General features: G+C 71.9%; 15 protein-coding genes. 9 read left to right on the top strand and 6 right to left on the bottom strand.

Features of this window, described 5'->3' with window-relative positions:
• Positions 1-32: 32 nt before the first annotated feature.
• Together SGFS_RS44185 and SGFS_RS44180 are read right to left on the bottom strand one after the other, a co-directional pair.
• Complete coding sequence (locus SGFS_RS44185) at positions 33-2,288, bottom strand: molybdopterin oxidoreductase family protein (RefSeq protein WP_286258080.1); 2,256 nt, start codon at positions 2,286-2,288, stop codon at positions 33-35.
• Positions 2,289-2,703: 415 nt separating this feature from the next.
• Positions 2,704-3,321: a TetR/AcrR family transcriptional regulator gene (locus SGFS_RS44180; protein WP_286258079.1), complete on the bottom strand. Its 618-nt coding sequence runs from the start codon at positions 3,319-3,321 to the stop codon at positions 2,704-2,706.
• Between the two features lie 287 nt (positions 3,322-3,608).
• Here SGFS_RS44180 and hmgA point away from each other — a divergent pair, with 287 nt between their 5' ends.
• Genes hmgA through SGFS_RS44165 form a run of 3 tightly spaced genes read left to right on the top strand, consistent with a single transcriptional unit; the run spans position 3,609 to position 6,878 of the window.
• Positions 3,609-4,937, top strand: a complete 1,329-nt coding sequence (gene hmgA / locus SGFS_RS44175) for a homogentisate 1,2-dioxygenase (RefSeq protein ID WP_286258078.1) — start codon at positions 3,609-3,611, stop codon at positions 4,935-4,937.
• 28 nt (positions 4,938-4,965) lie between these two features.
• Positions 4,966-5,715 carry a GntR family transcriptional regulator gene (locus SGFS_RS44170; RefSeq protein WP_286258076.1) on the top strand — a complete coding sequence of 250 codons (750 nt, stop codon included), beginning with the start codon at positions 4,966-4,968 and terminating at the stop codon, positions 5,713-5,715.
• Between the two features lie 5 nt (positions 5,716-5,720).
• On the top strand, positions 5,721-6,878 hold the full coding sequence (locus tag SGFS_RS44165) for a type ISP restriction/modification enzyme (RefSeq protein ID WP_286258075.1): 1,158 nt from the start codon (positions 5,721-5,723) through the stop codon (positions 6,876-6,878).
• Here the strand turns inward: SGFS_RS44165 and SGFS_RS44160 are convergent.
• Positions 6,875-7,594: a TetR/AcrR family transcriptional regulator gene (locus SGFS_RS44160; RefSeq protein ID WP_286258073.1), complete on the bottom strand. Its 720-nt coding sequence runs from the start codon at positions 7,592-7,594 to the stop codon at positions 6,875-6,877. The two genes, SGFS_RS44165 and SGFS_RS44160, sit on opposite strands and share 4 nt — an antisense overlap.
• Before the next feature lie 62 nt (positions 7,595-7,656).
• On the opposite strand from SGFS_RS44160, the gene SGFS_RS44155 reads away from it, so the two are divergent.
• The 3 genes from SGFS_RS44155 to SGFS_RS44145 are packed head-to-tail and all read left to right on the top strand — an operon-like array spanning position 7,657 to position 10,627.
• Entirely contained in the window at positions 7,657-8,604 is a 948-nt protein-coding gene (locus SGFS_RS44155) for an ATP-binding cassette domain-containing protein (protein ID WP_286258072.1), read from the top strand.
• Positions 8,601-9,383 (top strand): ABC transporter permease, encoded by a 783-nt coding sequence (locus tag SGFS_RS44150; RefSeq protein ID WP_286258071.1) that lies wholly within the window; start codon positions 8,601-8,603, stop codon positions 9,381-9,383. The genes SGFS_RS44155 and SGFS_RS44150 overlap by 4 nt, the downstream gene beginning before the upstream one ends.
• A gap of 47 nt (positions 9,384-9,430) precedes the next feature.
• On the top strand, positions 9,431-10,627 hold the full coding sequence (locus SGFS_RS44145; RefSeq protein WP_434028149.1) for a CaiB/BaiF CoA transferase family protein: 1,197 nt from the start codon (positions 9,431-9,433) through the stop codon (positions 10,625-10,627).
• Positions 10,628-10,657: 30 nt separating this feature from the next.
• Here SGFS_RS44145 and SGFS_RS44140 read toward each other — a convergent pair whose 3' ends face one another.
• From SGFS_RS44140 to SGFS_RS44130, 3 genes are all read right to left on the bottom strand, one after another.
• Complete coding sequence (locus tag SGFS_RS44140) at positions 10,658-10,924, bottom strand: hypothetical protein (protein ID WP_286258069.1); 267 nt, start codon at positions 10,922-10,924, stop codon at positions 10,658-10,660.
• A gap of 115 nt (positions 10,925-11,039) precedes the next feature.
• The gene (locus SGFS_RS44135; RefSeq protein ID WP_286258067.1) at positions 11,040-11,852 is read right to left on the bottom strand and encodes an anti-sigma factor; all 813 of its coding nucleotides are present in this window, start codon (positions 11,850-11,852) and stop codon (positions 11,040-11,042) included.
• 79 nt (positions 11,853-11,931) lie between these two features.
• Positions 11,932-12,474 carry a sigma-70 family RNA polymerase sigma factor gene (locus SGFS_RS44130; protein WP_286258066.1) on the bottom strand — a complete coding sequence of 181 codons (543 nt, stop codon included), beginning with the start codon at positions 12,472-12,474 and terminating at the stop codon, positions 11,932-11,934.
• Positions 12,475-12,737: 263 nt separating this feature from the next.
• Between SGFS_RS44130 and SGFS_RS44125 the strand changes: the two genes are divergently transcribed.
• The 3 genes from SGFS_RS44125 to SGFS_RS44115 all read left to right on the top strand — a co-directional run bounded on the left by SGFS_RS44125 (position 12,738) and on the right by SGFS_RS44115 (position 17,918).
• Entirely contained in the window at positions 12,738-14,264 is a 1,527-nt protein-coding gene (locus SGFS_RS44125; RefSeq protein ID WP_286258065.1) for a DUF4331 domain-containing protein, read from the top strand.
• 148 nt (positions 14,265-14,412) lie between these two features.
• Complete coding sequence (locus SGFS_RS44120; RefSeq protein ID WP_286258063.1) at positions 14,413-16,101, top strand: tetratricopeptide repeat protein; 1,689 nt, start codon at positions 14,413-14,415, stop codon at positions 16,099-16,101.
• The gene (locus SGFS_RS44115; RefSeq protein WP_286258061.1) at positions 16,101-17,918 is read left to right on the top strand and encodes a HoxN/HupN/NixA family nickel/cobalt transporter; all 1,818 of its coding nucleotides are present in this window, start codon (positions 16,101-16,103) and stop codon (positions 17,916-17,918) included. Before SGFS_RS44120 ends, SGFS_RS44115 begins: the two co-directional genes overlap by 1 nt.
• Positions 17,919-17,963: the final 45 nt, after the last annotated feature.

The raw sequence follows: 17,963 nt of genomic DNA, 5'->3' as shown, positions 1-17,963 counted from the left end.
TGACATGCGAGCAATAAGCGCAGAACTCCAGGTCACAGCGTTGCGCCTGCTCGGGCGAGCTCGACGGGGATGCCATTCAGGACCGCGTTGCCCGACAGCGGATCGAGCTGGGAGCCGTCGAGGAGCTGGTTGACGTTCACCCCGGGGTCGAGCGCCGCGTGGCTCATGCGGGTGCCGGGCCGGTCGTGTCCCCAGCCGTGCGGGAGGCTCACGACACCCCGGCGGACAACGTCGGTGAGCTCGGCGGGAGCCGTCACCTCTCCCCCGGCGCCCTTGATCCGTACGGCGTCCCCGTCGGCGAGTCCGAGCCGTTCGGCGTCCTCGGGGTGGATGTGCAGGGTGCAGCGGTTCGTGCCGCCGGTGAGTGCGGGGATGTTGTGCAGCCAGCTGTTGTTGGACCGCAGATGCCGGCGTCCGATGAGGACGAGTCCGTCCGGGCGCTCGCGCAGGGCCTGCCGGAGCCTCGGCAGATCGTCGACGATCGGCCGCGGCAGCAGCTCGACCTTGCCGCTCACCGTCTTCAGCGGCTGCGGCAGCCGCGGCTTCAGCGGCCCGAGGTCGATGCCGTGCGGGTGGGCGCGCAGCTTCTCCAGCGTCAGCCCGTCCGGCCGTACGCCGAAGCCGTCGCCGTACGGGCCGAGGCGCAGCATCATGTCGAGCCGGCGCTCGGGGCCGCTGTCGCCGGTCAGCTGAGCCGCCAGCTCCTGGGGATTCCGGCCGTGGACGGGTGAGTGGGCCTCCTTCACCGACTTGCCGAGGGTCTGGCCGATGACCATGTCGTCCACGGCGGACGGGTCGGCGCCGTGCATGCCGGTGGCGGCGAGCGTGAGCCGGGCGAGGATCTCCGTCTCGGGCATCCGGCCGTCCTCCAGGGGGACGGAGGCGGGGCTGTAGCGGGCCTGGTTGCGCACGGCGAAGGCGTTGAACGAGAAGTCGTAGTGCGGGGCCTGAGAGGGCGGGGGCGGGGGCAGGACGACGTCGGCGTGGCGCGCGGTCTCGTTCAGGTACGGGTCGACGCTGACCATGAAGTCCAGTGAGCCGAGCGCCTTGTCGAGGCGGTCGCCGTCGGGTGCGGAGAGCACGGGGTTGGCGGCGACGGCCACGAGGGCGCGGATCGGGGTGCCCTCGGGAGTGGCGGTGTCGATCTCCTCGGCGAGCGCGGACAGCGGCAGTTCGCTCTTCGCCTCGGGGTGGCCGCTGACCCGGCTGCGCCACCGCCCGAGGTCGAAGCCGCGGCCGGGCCCGGCGGGCCGGGGCGCCCTGTCGGTGGCGGACAGCGGGAAGAGCGCGCCGCCGGGCCGGTCCAGGTTGCCGGTGAGGATGTTGAGCACATCGACGAGCCAGCTGGCGAGGGTGCCGTGCGGGACGGTGCAGCTGCCGATGCGGCCGTAGACGGCGGCCGTGGGCGCGGCGGCGAGCTCGCGGGCCATCAGGCGGATCGTCTCCGCGTCGACGTCGCAGGCCCCGGCGGCGGCCTCGGGTGTGAACTCCCGTACAGCGGCGGCGAGTTCCTCCGTCCCCAGCACATGCGGGGCGAGGTCCCCGAGGTCGACGAGGCCTTCCTCGAACAGCACGTGGGCCATCGCCGCGAGCAGCAGCGCGTCCGTTCCGGGCCGGATCGCCACATGGCGGTCGGCGAGCTTGGCCGTGCGGGTCAGCCGGGGGTCGACGACGGTCAGGGTGCCGCCGCGCGCCTTGAGGGCCTTGAGCTTGCCGGGGAAGTCGGGCGCGGTGCACAGACTGCCGTTCGACTCCAGCGGGTTGGCGCCGAGGAGCAGCAGGTGGTCGGTGTGGTCGAGGTCGGGCACGGCGATGGCGTTCGCGTCGCCGAAGAGCAGTCCGCTGGAGACGTGCTTGGGCATCTGGTCGACCGTGGAGGCGCTGAACAGGCTGCGGGTGCCGAGGCCGCCGATGAGGACCGGCGGATAGAGACCGCCGGCCATGGTGTGCACGTTCGGGTTGCCGAAGACGAGGCCGACGGCGTCCGGCCCGTGGGCCTCGACGACGGGCCGGAGCCCGGCGGCGACGGCGTCGAAGGCCTCCTCCCAGGTGGCCTCGCGCAGCTCCCCGTCCTTGCGGACCAGCGGGGTGCGCAGCCGGTCCGGGTCGCCGTCGGCCGCCCCGAAGGAGGCGCCCTTGGGGCAGATGAACCCCTTGCTGAACACATCGTCCCGGTCTCCGCGCGCCTTGGTCACCCGGGTGCCCTCGATGGTGAGGGTCAGCCCACAGGTGGCCTCGCAGAGCGGGCAGATCCGCAGGGCGGTGCGGGAGTCGGCAGTGGTGGACACGGGTCCTCCCGAAGGGGCGGCGGCGCTCGGACGACCCCGAGCATACCGACCGGTATGCATGAGCGGGAGGGGGTACGTCCGAGGCGCCGATGATCCGAAGCGCCCCGAAGGGGCGCGGGGAACCGGGCGACCGGCCACGACGAACCCGCTGCCGGCCACCCACCGCACACCCACCGCACCCTCGACGGCGAGAGCCGGGCCCCTTCCGATGGATCGCCGCGGAGACCCATCGGAAGGGCCCTAGGGCGTGTTTCGAAAGTCCCGTCTGCCCCGCGACGCCTGGCACGGCACCTCGCCGCGTTGTCGGGATCGTCCGCGTACGCCCAACGCGGACGACCCTCCGCCTTGCGACGCACCGCACCAGACGCCGCGGGCCCCGCCCTCCGGGCGGACGACGCCACTTTCGAAACACGCCCTAGTCCAGCACCCGGGCCAGATACGCCCGAAGCAACTGCCGCGTCTCCTCTATGACCTTCGCGTCCCCCTCCGGAGCGACCCGGAACGCAAGATGCACAAGCGTGTCGGCGGCCTCCACGGCGATGAGGAAGGCCCGCCGCAGATCCTCGTCCGGCGCCCGGTCGATGTACGCGGAGAGCAGCGCGGTCAACCGATCAGCCACGCGGTGATTCGGCTCGGCCCGACGCCCGCCCACCGGAATCTGGTTCCCGAAGTCGACGAGGGCGAAGCCGGGGGCATTGCGCTTCATGTCGAGGTACTCGTCGAGGACGGCGTCCATGGCCATGCGCCAGCCACCCCCGCCCGCGTCCTGGAGGCGGCGGGTGACGCGCTCGGTGAAGCGGTCGAGGTTGCGCTCGGCGAGCGCGTCGGCCATCGCGCGCTTGTTGCCGAAGAACCGGTAGACGGAGCCGATGGGCACACCGGCGCGCAGGGCCACGGCCCGGGTGCTCAGCGCGTCGTAGCCCACCTCGTCGAGGAGGTCGGCACAGGCGTCGAGGATCCTGGTCAGTCGTTCGGCACTGCGTCGCTGCACGGGGGCGCGGCGCAAGGAGGTCGCCTGGGGCACGGGCTTCATGATGCCTTTCCGCCGAGGTCCGGTGAGCCTTCCGTATTCGGTACGGCCGGTGCCGCCGCTCCCCCTCAGCGGGCGCGTACGGCGGACCGTCGCACGTCCACGGCCTGTCGGCGAGAGTAGAGCACCCCGCCGACAGACGAATCCCCTCCGGATCGGGTTCTCGTCCCCGCCCTCCCCCACCCCTCACCCCCACCCCAGTCGTCCAGTTCTCAACCACTGCTCTTGCGGGCCGGCCCACCTGAATCCTACGGTGAAGCATAGGAATCGGCTGGGACGAGGGAGCAATCATGAGCGGGGACGCGAGGAAGACCGCCGAAGGGCTGGAGTACCTCTCCGGTTTCGGCAACGAGCACGCCTCGGAGGCGCTCCCGGGCGCTCTGCCGCACGGCCGCAACTCGCCCCAGCGCGCCCCGCTCGGCCTGTACGCGGAGCAGCTCAGCGGCTCGGCGTTCACCGAGCCGAGGTCGCACAACCTCCGCTCGTGGCTGTACCGGATCCGCCCCTCGGCCGCCCACCCCGCCTTCGTGCGCGCGGACAACGGCAGCCTGCGCACGGCCCCCTTCACGGAGACGGTCCCCGACCCCAACCGCCTGCGCTGGAACCCGCTCCCGGCGCCCCCCGAGGGCACGGACTTCGTGGGCGGCCTGTGGACCCTCGGCGGCAACGGCGACGCGGCCCAGCGCAGCGGCATGGCCGTGCACCTCTACCACGCCAACACCTCCATGGACCGCGTCTTCAGCGACGCGGACGGCGAACTGCTGATCGTTCCGGAACGCGGCGGCCTCCTCCTGCGCACGGAGTTCGGCCTGCTGCACGCGCGGCCCGGCGAGATCGCCCTGATCCCCCGTGGCGTCCGCTTCCGCGTCGACCTCCTGGACTCCTCGGCCCGCGGCTACGTCTGCGAGAACTACGGCGCCCCCTTCCGCCTCCCCGACCTCGGCCCGATCGGCGCCAACGGCCTCGCGAACGCCCGCGACTTCCGGGCACCGGTCGCCGCGTACGAGGACGTCGAGGGCCCGGTGGAGGTGGTGAACAAGTTCTGCGGCAACCTCTGGACGGCCACGTACGACCACTCACCGCTCGACGTGGTCGCCTGGCACGGCAACCACCCGCCGTACGTCTACGACCTGCGCCGTTTCAACGTCATCGGCACGATCTCCTACGACCACCCGGACCCGTCGATCTTCACGGTGCTGACCTCGCCGAGCGACACCCCGGGGCTCGCCGGCGTGGACTTCGTGCTCTTCGCGCCGCGCTGGCTGGTGGGCGAGGACACGTTCCGGCCGCCGTACTTCCACCGGAACGTGATGAGCGAGTACATGGGCCTGATCGAGGGCGCGTACGACGCGAAGACGGCCGGAAAAGGGGGCTTCGTGCCGGGCGGCGGCTCGCTGCACAACATGATGTCGGCGCACGGCCCGGACCGGGAGACCTTCGACAAGGCGAGCGCGGCCGAGCTGAAGCCCCAGAAGGTGGACGACGGCCTCGCGTTCATGTTCGAGACACGCTGGCCGCTCCTCACCACCGGACAGGCGGCCCGGGCGGAACACCGGCAGCAGGGGTACGACGACGTGTGGTCGGGCCTCAGCCGTCACTTCGGCCACCCGTTGCACTGAGAGCGTCCCGCCGGGTACGGATACCGTCGTGACCTCCTTCGCTCCGGACTCGATCGTCCTGAACCGCAAACTGCCGCTCTGGTATCAGGTCTCGCAGTCCCTGCGCGCCTCGATACTGGGCCGCTCGCCCCAGGACCCGCTGCGGCTGCCCACCGAGGAGCAGCTCGCCGGGCACTACGGGGTGAGTGTGCTGACCATGCGGCAGGCGCTGAAGGAGTTGGAGGACGAGGGGCTGATCACCCGGCACCGCCGCCGCGGCACGTTCATCGAGCCGAGCGCGCGGCGGGGCGCGCCGGTGCGGCTGCTGGGCTCGGTCGACGCGATCGTGGCCCAGCAGTCCGGTATGACGACCGAGCTGCTGGACCAGGGCAGGGCCCCCCTGTCGAGTGAACTCTCCGACTACTTCCCGGACTTGACGGAGGTGGCGACGTACCACCGGCTGCGCGGCGACGAGAAGACCGGCGAGCCCACCAACCACGCCCGCAACTACGTCCGCCCCGAACTGGCCGAACGCATCGACCGCGAGGACCTGGTCCGCTGGCCGATGACGAAGGTGCTGCGCGATGTGGTGGGCGTGCGCATCAGCCGGATCACCGACACCGTGGAGGCCCGCCTCGCGGACCCGGAGACGGCCCGGCTGCTGCGGGTGCCCCTGCTCAGCCCGATCCTGCACTACACGGGCGTGACGTACGACGACAGCGGCCGTGTCCTGGACGTGGCGGTCATCCACTACCGCGGCGACCGCTTCTCCTTCACGGTCACCCTCGAGGCCGACTGACTACGATGCCCAGCGTGACGCACGACGACGCTCCGCCGCTCGCGGACCTCATGCCGTGGTCCGTCGCACCGCCCCGGCTGGGCCGGGGGTGGCCGACGGCACCCGACGCGGCCTCCCTGAAGGCCCGCTGGGACACCTTGCTGAAGGCCGAGGGCCCGGACCGGGAGGCCCTGTTCGAGCCGACGCGCTCCCGCACCCTGCGCTCGGCGGTCGGACAGCTGCCGGGCCGGACGGGCGGCACGGAGAAGCTCGCCCGCGCCGGCGGCCCCTGCCCCGACCCCGTACGGGTCCTCGCCGCCCCCTATGACGAACAGTGGCTCATCCCCGACCACCGTCTGATCGACGCGGCCCGGCCCGAGCTGTGGCGGGTGGCGGACGGGCAGCAGGTCTTCGTGACCGAGACGGGCGGCGGCCCCGGCCCGCTGCTGATCGCCACCTCCCTGCTCCCGCTGGTCCGCCCCGGCCGCATCCGCCCGCTGTACCGGCGTCCGGGCGGCGAGGAACCGAACCTGGCACCGGGCCTGCTGGAACACCTGGGCTCCCGGCTCGGCCACCCCGTGTCGCCCCTGGACGTACTGGCCTGGACGCTCACGGCCGTCCGCCCCGACCTCACCGTCCCCCTCACCGAGGACCCCGAACTCTGGTCCCGGGGCACCGGGTCGGGGCACCGCCTCCTGTGGCTGATGCGCCGCAACGGCGACCGCCCCAAGCTCCCGGGAGGCCGCCGCCCCTACGTCCGGGCCCCCCTCCCGCCACGCCCCCACACCCTCCACTACGACCGCGACGAGGAGACCCTCCACCTCGACGAGGGCCGTGTCTCCCCGGTGCCGCCGCAGGCCTGGGACTTCGAGGTGAACGGGGTCCGCGTCCTGGAGGAGTGGTTCACGAGGCGCGCGGCGGAACCCGAGCCGGGCACACTGTCGGCGATCCGCCCGGCGACCTGGCCGCAGTCGTGGACGTCGGAGCTGCTGGAGCTGATCACGATCCTGGCGTTGATCGCCGAAGCCGGCCGGCAGCAGGACGAGTTGACGGTGACATCACCGATCACGGCGGCGGAGCTGCGGGAGGCGGGAGTGCTCCCGGTACCGGATGGAGCAAGGAAGCCGGCCTCGGTCCTGGACCACCACGAGGAAGGTCCAGAAGGCCAGTTGGGCTTGATCTAGCCCTGGGGCTCGAAGGAGTCCAGCAACCTCGTCAGCATCCGATCGAACGCCGCCTCCGGATCGTCCGGCGGAGCCACCCCCTGCGCGAACAGCGCCGCCAGGTGCGGATACTCCCCCGTCATGACCCTGCTCATCATGTAGGCGCCGCGCACCGCCTCCTCCCGCTCCGCCGACCACGGCACCGACCGCGTCCGCTCGGCGATCGCCTGCTCGTTGGCGACGTACGTCATGACCGACCCGTTGATCATCCCGAACAGCTCCAGCTTCGTGCCGGGCGGCACGTCGAGGCCCTCCAGAGAGCCCAGGACCCGATCGAGAACGCGCAGGGCGTTCGGGCTGACGCTGTAGACGGTCGACATCACCCGGACCACCCAGGGGTGGCGGCGCATGATGCCGAGGGCCTGGCGGGCCAGGTCCGTCATGTCCGCGCGCCAGTCACCGCTGGGCTCACCGGACAGGTCGTACTCGCCGCTGATCAGGTCGACCATCAGCTCGTACAGGTCCTCCTTGCGCGGCACGTAGTTGTAGAGCGACATCGTGCCGCAGCCGATCTCGGCCGCCACCCGCCGCATCGACACCGCGTCCAGCCCGTCCGCGTCGGCGATGCGCACCGCCGCCGCCGCGATGTCCGCACGGCTGTACGCGGGTTTCGGGCCACGGCCCGTGCGCTCGGGGCGCGCCCAGATCACCTCGGGTTCGGCCGCTCGGCCCGCCATTGATCATCACCTCCCCACCATCGTAGTTACGTACACCGTACGTAGTGGGGTACCGTGGCCGTATGACTTCTACGTACGCTGTACTTAGTAAGGGGCTGGAGCGGCGCTTTCGCGAGGTGCGGGCACTGCGCGGGCTGGACCTCGCGGTCGAGGAGGGCACGGTCTGCGGGCTGCTCGGGCCGAACGGCGCGGGGAAGACGACCGCCGTCCGGGTGCTGACCACGCTGCTGCGGCCGGACGCGGGGACGGCCCGGGTCGCCGGGTACGACGTGGTGCGCGAGGCGGCGAAGGTCCGCCGCCGGATCGCGGTGACCGGGCAGTACGCCTCGGTGGACGGCGACCTCACCGGCGCCGAGAACCTGCGTCTGTTCGCACGGCTGCTGCGGGCGCCCCGGGCCCGCGCCGACGAACTGTTGGAACGATTCGGCCTGGCCGACGCCGCCGACCGGCCCGCGCGCACCTACTCCGGCGGGATGCGCCGCCGGCTGGACCTCGCCGCGAGCCTGGTCACCCGGCCCGCGGTGCTCTTCCTGGACGAGCCGACGACCGGGCTCGACCCGCACAGCAGGAACGAGATCTGGAACGCCGTACGGGAGTTGGTGGGCGAGGGCACGACCGTGCTGCTGACCACGCAGTATCTGGAGGAGGCCGACCGGCTGGCCGACCGTGTCGTGCTGATCGACGAGGGCCGGGCCGCGCACCAGGGCACGCCGGCCGAGCTCAAGGCGCAGATCGGGCGGTACGCCGAGGTGGTCGTCGCCGAGGACGGCGGCACACCGGCGCTGCACGCGGCCGCCGTGGTCCTCGACCAGCTGACCGGCGCACAGCCGGTGCTCGACCACGAACGACGCACCGCGGGGGCCGTCGTCCTCGACCCGGACCTCACGCTCCCCCACGTCGTCCGCGAACTCGACGCGGGCCGGGTGCCGGTCGTCGACGTCGGCCTGCGCCCACCCACCCTCGACGAGGTGTTCCTGCGCCTCATCCCACGAGAGGAGGTCGCCGCATGAGCGCGGTGATCCACGACGGCACGGCGGTCCTGGGCCGCCACCTGCGGAAGGTCCGGCACGCGCCCGCGATCACGGTCATGACGCAGACGATGCCGATCGTGTTCCTGCTGTTCTTCGGGTACGTCTTCGGCAGCGCCCTCGCCATGCCGGGCGAGGAGTACCGCGCGTTCCTGGTGCCCGGGATGCTGGTGGCGACCGTCGCGAACGGCGTCATGACCGGGATGTTCACCGCCGCCCAGGACTCCCACCGCGGGGTGATGGACCGCTTCCGCACCCTGCCCATGAGCCGGTCCGCGGTCCCGGTCGGCCAGGCGGCGGCCGACCTGCTGGTGACGGCGGTCGGGCTGGTCCCGCTGCTGCTGGTGGGGCTCGCGATGGGCTGGCGGGCGGAGGGCGGGTGGCTCGCGGCGGTGGCTGCCTTCGGCCTGCTGCTGCTCTTCCGTCTCGCCGCCACCTGGGTCGGCATCCTGCTGGGCCTCGCCTCGCGGAGCGAGGAGGCGGCCGGTCAGCTGGGCGGCGCGACGTTCATGCTGCCGCTGCTGTCCAACGCGTACATCCCGGTCGACGGCATGCCCGGCTGGCTGCGCACGGTCGCCGAGTGGAACCCGATCAGCGCGGTCACCACGGCCGTACGGGACCTCTTCGGCAACGCGCCCGTCCCGGAGGGGGCCGCCTGGCCGGTGGCGCACCCGGTCGCCGGGTCGCTCGCGTGGTGCGCGGTGCTGATCGGCGTGTGCGGCACGCTCGCCGTCCGCAGGTACGCGCGCACCGACCGGTGACGCGGGCCTGCTGACAGTTCCGGCACCCACGGGACATGATCCACCCCATGGACCGTCTCCCGCTGCCCCTGGAGGGCATCACCGTCGTGGCCGTCGAGCAGGCCGTCGCCGCGCCCTTCGCCACCCGGCAGCTCGCCGACCTCGGTGCCCGCGTCGTCAAGGTCGAGCGGGTGGACGGCGGTGACTTCGCCCGCGGCTACGACACGGCCGCCCAGGGCCTGGCCTCGCACTTCGTGTGGTGCAACCGGGGCAAGGAGTCCCTGGCGGTGGACCTCAAGGACCCGCGGGGCCTTGAGGTCGTACGGCGGCTGGTGGCGGACGCGGACGTGTTCGTGCAGAACCTCGCGCACGGCGCGGCGGCCCGGCTCGGCCTGGACGCCGCCACGCTGTGCGCCGCGCACCCCCGGCTGGTCGCGGTGGACATCTCGGGGTACGGGGCGTCGGGGCCGTACGCGGGCAAGCGGGCGTACGACATGCTCGTGCAGTGCGAGGCGGGGCTGGTGTCGGTGACGGGGACGCCGGAGCAGCCGGTGAAGGCCGGGATCCCGGCGGCGGACATCGCCGCCGGGATGTACGCGTTCTCAGGGGTGCTCGCGGCGCTCGTACGCCGGGGCACGACCGGGCGGGGCGGGCCGGTGGAGGTGTCGATGCTGGACGCGCTGGCGGAGTGGATGGGACATCCGCTGCACCACGCGATGCACGACGGGACGCCTCCGGTGCGGACCGGGCTCGCGCACGCCGTGATCGCGCCGTACGACGCCTATCCGACGGCGGACGGCGGGCGGGTGCTGTTGTCGGTGCAGAACGACCGGGAGTGGCGACGGCTCGCCCAACAGGTACTGGGACGGCCGGAGTTGGCGGACGATCCGGCGTTCGCGACGAATCCGGCCCGGGTCGAGCACCGGGAACGTACGGACGAGCTGGTCGCGCGGGCGCTGGGCCTGCTGGACGCCGACGAGGCGGTGGCGCGGCTGGAGGCGGCCGGGATCGCCTGCGCACGCCTCAGGGACGTACGGGAGGTGGCGGAGCATCCGCAGCTGGCAGCCCGGGACCGATGGCGGGAAGTGGGGTCACCGGTGGGGCCGCTCAGGGCGTTGCTGCCGCCGATCACGCTGCCGGGCGGGGACGAGGCGCGGATGGGGGCCGTGCCCGCGCTCGGGGAGCACACCGGATCGCTGCTGCGTGCCGTGGGGATGACGGACGACGAGATCGCAGCGTTGCGCCGGGAAGGCGTGGTCGCCTGAGCGCGGGCCTCCTACAAAAGGACCTTGGTGCTAGCGGCTGCCGAACAGCGAGCGGCGCAGCCGCTTCAGGGGCGCGAACAGCGAGACCCGGCCGACGCGCGTGTCCTTGCTGTCGCGACGCTCCTGCGGGGAACGTGACGTTATCTCGCGCATCAGGGAGGTCGCCTCGGCCGTCTCACGCTGTGGCACGGCGGGGCCGCTCAGCACCGAGAGATGGCGGTCGAGGCGCGAACTGGTCGCGCTGCTCCCGCAGGTGATCGCAGGGACTCGCGCCCTGCGCACTGTTATCTGTTCCATGTCACTCCCCACCCGTACGAGTCCACCCGGCCCGGGCAGCGTAACCATATCGCCCCGCCCGAGCACTCGTGTATCCCGCCGTTGGTATTCCCCTTCCCTGTAACGAGGTTGTTGACTACTCTCCGAATCCAACCGATTCCAGGGCGAGTTGGACAACTGGCTGGCTGGTGGGTTGTTGTGATCCTCCGTCGGGCTCGACGGTCACGGCGAGTGACGTCGCGTCGGCTTTCATCCCGCTGGTGACCAAGGGCGTGTCGCCGTCGAAGAGACCGAGGGAGCGCGGTTGCACGTTGGGGCGCATGAGCCAGAGCTGATGCACCTGGTCGCCCGGGAGGTCCTCGAATCCGCTGAGGGTCACGATCGCACTCCCCTCCTTTGCGGAAGCGATCACTCCGATTCCATTGCCCCGAGCGTCCCGTTCACTGGTGGTGCGGGCGTCCGGCGCGGTGAGAACGTGGGCGATCTCACGTGCCTGGGCACGCTCGGCGTCCAGCTGGTCCTGGGTTCGGTCGGCCTGCACGGCGAAGAGCGAGGCGACGACGAGCGCGGCCGCGGCCGTCGCGGTGGCCAGCGGCGCGAACAAAGGACGCAACCGGGGCGCACGGGCGCGCGCCTTCGGCGGCGGCTCGGTGCCCCACACATGCCGCGGCAGATGCTGCGGCCGCGCCTGCCGCGCACCCCAGGACTGGCTCTCCTGGGGTGTGTTGCGTACGGCGGCGAAGACCCGGTCGCGCATCGCGGCCGGCGCGGGGGCCGCCGTCGACCAGGCGAGGCGGACGGCGTCCTCGGACAGGGCGCGCACCTCGGCGGGACAGCGGTCGCAGCGCTCCAGGTGCTTCTCGAAGCGGCGCCGCTCGTCGGGCTCCAGGGCGTCGAGGGCGTAGGGGGCGGCGAGGGAGTGGAGGTCCTCGCGACGGAACAGACTCATGCGGCACCACCGCCCTGACGCGCCTCATGTGTCACGAGGCCGATCGCGGCCCTGCGTTCCGTGGGGCCGAACTGCGCGCTCATGCGACTCCTCCCAGGCATTCGCGCAGCCGTGTGAGTCCGTCGCGCATGCGGGTCTTGACCGTGCCGAGCGGCAGCGAGAGCCGCTCGGCCACTTCTCGGTAGGTGTAGCCGTCGTAGTAGGCGAGGGTGACGGACTCGCGCTGGAGGTTGGTGAGCTTCTCCAGGCAGTGGCGCACCCACTGGCGTTCGAGGCCGGCCTCGACCTCCTCGGCGACCTGGTCGAAGGCGGGGTGGTGGGCCTTGTAGCCCTCGCGCTGCTCGCGCTCGGTGGCGGCGCGGGCGCTGCGCACCCGGTCGACCGCGCGGCGGTGGGCGAGGGTGAGGATCCAGGACAGGGCGCTGCCGCGGCCGGGGTCGAACCGGCCCGCGGAACGCCAGAGTTCGAGCAGCACCTCCTGAGCCACCTCCTCCGACTGCGCGGGATCCCGTACGACCCGGCGCACCAGCCCGAACACCGGGCCGGACACCAGTCCGTACAGCTCCTCGAACGCCCTCTGGTCACCTCCGGCCACCTGGACCAGAAGCTTGTCCGCCTCCACTCGCTCCCCCTCGCCTCCGGCCGAGCACGGCCATCCCCGCGCGTAAGGCATTCGCAACCAACCCACCTCCGGATGGGGTTACGGATGAGCCTGCCCAAAACGCGGGCCGTCCGTCGTCGGATCAGAACTCGATCAACGAATCCCGCTCTCCACTGAGACAACCATTCAAACGCTCCGTAAGAACGTTTGGGATTCGACCAATCCACCCTGCCGACCGCTCCGAATGGCGTTCGTCAGGCAAGTTGGGACAGAGGACGGACGGCATGACACCTACTTCCAGGAGCGGCGCGGGGCGCAGGAGCATCGCGGCCCTCATCTGTGGTTCGCTGGCCGCCGGAGGGCTCGCAGCCGCCGGCGTGACCGTGCTGGAACCGGGGGCGGCCTCCGCCTCCAGCCACCGGGAGGCCCCGCTGATCTCGGGGACCCCCCAGTACGACAACACCGACGTGTACGCGTTCGTCAGCCCGGACAAGCCGGACACCACGACCATCGTGGCGAACTGGATCCCGTTCGAGGAGCCCGCGGGCGGACCGAACTTCTTCCCGTTCGCCGAGGACGCGCAGTACGACATCCACATCGACAACAACGGTGACGCACAGGGTGAGTTGGTCTTCCGCTACACCTTCGACACGGACACCAAGAACAAGAAGACGTTCCTCTACAACACGGGCGTGGTCGAGAGTCTCGACGACCAGGACCTGAACATCACGCAGACGTACGACCTCGAGGTCCTCAAGCTGCGGAACCAGCGGATCGTCTCGAAGACGAAGCTCGCGGACGACGTGCCGGTGGCGCCGTCGAACGTCGGCAAGGCGTCGATGCCGAACTACAAGAAGCTGCGGGACCAGGCCATCTACAAGACGGCGGGCGGCGCGGAGACGTTCGCCGGCCAGGCCGACGACCCGTTCTTCCTGGACCTGCGCGTCTTCGATCTGCTGTACGGCGGTGACCTCTCCGAGGTCGGGCGGGACACGCTGAAGGGCTACAACGTCAACTCGATCGCCCTGCAGCTGCCGAGCGACATGATCACCGAGTCGAAGGACCAGCCGATCGTCGGCATCTGGTCCACGACGCAGCGCCGGGGCGCCAACGGGCAGTTCCACCAGGTCTCACGGCTCGGTATGCCGCTGGTCAACGAGGTGGTCAACCCGATCGAGGACAAGGACACGTTCAACGCGTCGCAGCCCTGGAACGACGGACAGTTCCTGGACAACGTCACCGAGCCGGAGCTGCCGAAGCTCATCGAGGCGATCTACAAGATCAAGGCGCCCGCCGAGCCGCGCAACGACCTCGTCGACGTGTTCCTGAAGGGCGTCAAGGGCCTCAACCAGCCGCCGAAGGTGCGGGCGTCGGAGGAGCTGCGCCTCAACACCTCGATCAAGCCGTCCGCCAAGCCGAAGCGGCTCGGTGTGCTCGACGGTGACAACGCGGGCTTCCCGAACGGGCGCCGGCTCACCGACGACGTGATCGACATCTCGCTGCAGGTCGTCGAGGGCGAGCTGCTCGGCACGAAGAACGACCTGGGTGACGCGGTCAACAAGAACGACAAGAAGTTCGGCCACTCCTTCCCGTACGTCGGTCTGCCGACGGCCGGTTCCCGGGGCAAGACCGTCAAGGGCAACACCACGAACAGCGTCCGTAGCGCGCTCGGCAGCGGCGTGGAGACGGGCAGCGGCTCCGACGACACCACGCTGATCGCGGCCTCGGCGGGCGCGGGCGCGGGCGGCGTGCTGCTCATCGGCGCCGGTCTGCTGTGGTGGCGTCGCCGGAACGACCGGGCGTACTACTAGTCCACCCCGGCCGGGCCCGCTCCCCAGGGGCCCGGTCCACAGACCGGCGCGGCCCGCTCGTACCCATCCCCCACGGCGCGGGCCGCGCCCCACCGATCCACCGACTTACCGCAACGACTGTGCTCGGCAAGGATGTTGAGGAGTGGGCATGTCCCCGCGTACGAACGAGAGCGCGCCGGAGAAGGACACGGACCCGGACACGCCCGCTCCGGCCCAGGAACCGAGTGAGTCGGCTGTCGCCGAGGGAGCCGAGGTCATCGAGGTGACCGAGGCGGCCGACGACGGCCGACCGGGGAAGGCCACCGCCGAAGACCGGCCGGGCGACGCCCTGGCGGGCGGGGACACCAGCGCGGACCAGCCGGGGACCACCCCGACGGCAGAGGCGGTCGGCGCGGGTGAGCCGGGTGGCTCCGCGTCGTCGGCGGCGGCCACCAGCCGAGACAGGACGTCGACGGCGGCTCGTGTTCCCGGCCCCCGGGGCACCGGCGCCACCCGCCCCGAACCCGCCCGGCGCCGGGTGCTGAGCTTCGTCGCCTGTGCGGCCGCGCTGGCCGTCGCGTTCACCGGGGGCGCCATCGCTCTCGGGGGGCGGGACGACGGTCCGGGGGTGAGTCTCTCCTCCTCGGGCGGGATCTCGGCGGCGCAGCTCGCGCGTGGTGATCTCGACTCGACGGTGCGCGCGCTGCAGGCCCATCTCAAGCAGCAGCCGCGGGACTTCGGCTCCTGGTCCACGCTCGGGCTCGCCTATGTCGAGCAGGCCCGCACCAAGGGCGACCCCTCCCGCTACCCCCAGGCCGAGAAGGCCGTCGAACGCTCGCTGGAGCTGCGCCCGGACAACGACCAGGCGCTCGCCGCGCGGGCCGCGCTCGCCGCCGCCCGGCACCAGTTCGAGAAGGCGCTCAAGGACGCGGACCGGGCGCTGAAGGTGAACCCGTACAGCGAGCGCGCGCTGTCCACCCGTATCGACGCCCTGGTCGAACTCGGCCGCTACGACGAGGCGTTGAAGGCCGCGAAGCTCGCCGACTCACGGCAGCCCGGCGTCCCCGTCTTCACCCGGTACGCGTACGTCCACGAGCTGCGCGGCGATGTGAAGACCGCCCGGCGGGTGCTCAAGCAGGCCCTCGCCACCTCCACGGCGCCCGGTGACATGGCGTACGTCGCCACCCAGCTCGGCCAGCTCGCCTGGAAGCAGGGCGACTACAAGACCTCCCTCGACTACTACGCGCGCGCCCTCGCCGCCGACGACACCTACCTCCCCGCCCTGGAGGGCCGGGCCCGCGCCCAGGCCGCGAGCGGGGACACCGAGGACGCGGTCACCGGGCTCGAACAGGTCGTGTCCGGCTATCCGCTGCCGGGACCGCTCGTCGTGCTCGGCGAGCTGTACGAGGCCGAGGGCCGGACGACCGAGGCGCGCGATCAGTACGCCCTCGTGAACGCGTGGACCTCGATCGCCCGCGCCAACGGCGTCAACGCCGACCTCGACACCGCGCTCGCCGCCGCCGACCACGGCGACAAGAAGGCCGCCCTGCGCGCGGCCCGCGCCGAGTGGCAGCGCCGGGAGACGGTCCACACGGCCGACGCCCTCGCCTGGGCACTGCACGTCAACGGCAAGGACGAGGAGGCCCTGCCGTACGCCCGCCGGGCCACGGCCACCGGCTACCAGGACGCGACCTTCCTCTACCACCGCGGCATGATCGAGTACGCGGCCGGCGACAAGAAGGAGGCGCGCGCCCGGCTGACGGCCGCCCTCGACCTCAACCCCGGCTTCTCGCCGCTCGGCGCCAAGGAAGCCCGCAGGACCCTGAAGGCTCTCAAGGCTGCGGAGGCCGACAAGTGATGTCCCGCCGACGCGTTCTCGCCTCCGCCACGACGGTCCTGCTGGCCGTCCTCGCCCTGCTGCTCCTCCCCGCCGGGGCCGCGAGCGCGCACCCTCTCGGCAACTTCACCGTCAACCGGTACGACGGGCTGGTGGCCGCCCCTGGGAAGCTGAAGGTCTTCCATGTGGAGGACCTCGCGGAGATTCCGGCGACCCAGGCCAAGCCCGCGATCAAGCGGCAGGGCATGGAGAGCTGGGCCGAGGAGCGGTGCGCGACGGCCGCCGAGCGCAGTGAGGTCACCGTCGACGGGAACGCCGTCGCGCTGAAGGTCGGGTCGAGCTCGGCCGAGCAGCGGCCGGGGCAGGCGGGGCTGAAGACCCTGCGCGTGGAGTGCCGGCTGACGGCTCCGCTGCCGGACCGGGCCTCTGACGTACGCTTCCACGCGGCCGTGGACTCCGGCCCCGGCTGGCGCGAGGTCACCGCCCGGGGCGACCGGATGACGCTGACCGGGTCGGACGTGCCCGAGGAGTCGGTGTCCAGGCAACTCACCGTCTACCCCGCCGATCTGTTGCAGTCGCCGAAGGACACGGCGGCGGCGTCCCTCCAGGTGCGGCCCGGCGGGCCCGCGCTGGCCTCCGACGACGAGCGGGACGCGCCCGCCTCCTCCATCCTCCCGCGCGGCGCGGACCGCTGGACCCAGGCCCTCGACGACCTGGTCTCCAGCCACGACCTCACGCTCGGCTTCGGCGCCCTGGCCTTCGTGATCGCCATGTTCCTCGGCGCGATGCACGCCCTCGGCCCGGGCCACGGCAAGACCCTGATGGCCGCCACGGCCGCCGCCCGCGACCGGGCCCGGATGCGCGACGTACTGCCCATGGCCGCCTCCGTGACGGTCACGCACACCCTGGGCGTCGTCGCACTCGGCCTGCTCGTCCTCGCCGGTTCGGCCGCCGCGCCGTCCGTGATCACCTGGCTGGGCATCGCGAGCGGACTCTTCGTACTGGCGGCGGGCGTGACGCTCACCCGACGCGCCTGGCAGAACCGCAAGCTCGCGCTGATGCAGAGTCAGGGGCAGGGACACGGGCACGGACACGAGCACGGGCGCGACCACGCACATGGTCACAGTCACGATCACGACCACGACCACAGTCACGGGCACAGTCACGGGCACGGGCACGGGCACTCCCACAGCCACGACCACGACCACGGTCATGAGGGCGCGCACTCCCACACGCACGACCACAGGCCTGAGCCCGCCAAGGAACTCGTCCTCGCCCACACCCAGACGCACACGCACACGTCGGCCGAGGCTCACACTCACGAGCACGCCCCCACCAAGGCCCACACACACGATCACGATCACGATCACGGCCATGACCATGACCACGTGCACGACCAGGGCCACAGCCACAGCCACACCGAGAAGCGCTCTCTCTTCGGTGGCGGTGTCACCCACACCCACGGCGGCTTCACCCACACCCACCCCACCGCGCCCACCCTGCGGGGCACGATCCTGCTCGGGTTCGCGGGCGGCATGGTGCCGAGCCCCTCGGCGGTGGTCGTGCTGGTCGGCGCGGCGGCGCTCGGCAAGGCGTGGTTCGGGCTGCTGCTCGTGTTGGCGTACGGCATCGGGCTGGCGCTCACCCTGACGGCGGCCGGGTACGCCGTGGTGAAGGCGGGCGGCTGGGCCACGCGGATGATGGACAAGGGCGAGGGCCGGCTCGGCGGGCCGACCGCGGCGCTGGTGCGCAGGACCATGCCGCTGGCCTCGGCGCTGGTGGTCGTCGCCCTGGGGGCTGGTTTGGTGCTCAGGGGTGCGGTATCCGCACTCGGCTGAGCTACTTTTGTGGAGAAATCGCTCGGAGTGGAGATTTCACGCGGA

Source organism: Streptomyces graminofaciens (genome assembly GCF_030294945.1).
Taxonomy (GTDB): domain Bacteria; phylum Actinomycetota; class Actinomycetes; order Streptomycetales; family Streptomycetaceae; genus Streptomyces; species Streptomyces graminofaciens.
Note: the sequence above shows the minus strand (reverse complement) of the source record. Positions and strands in the feature narration are given on the sequence as shown.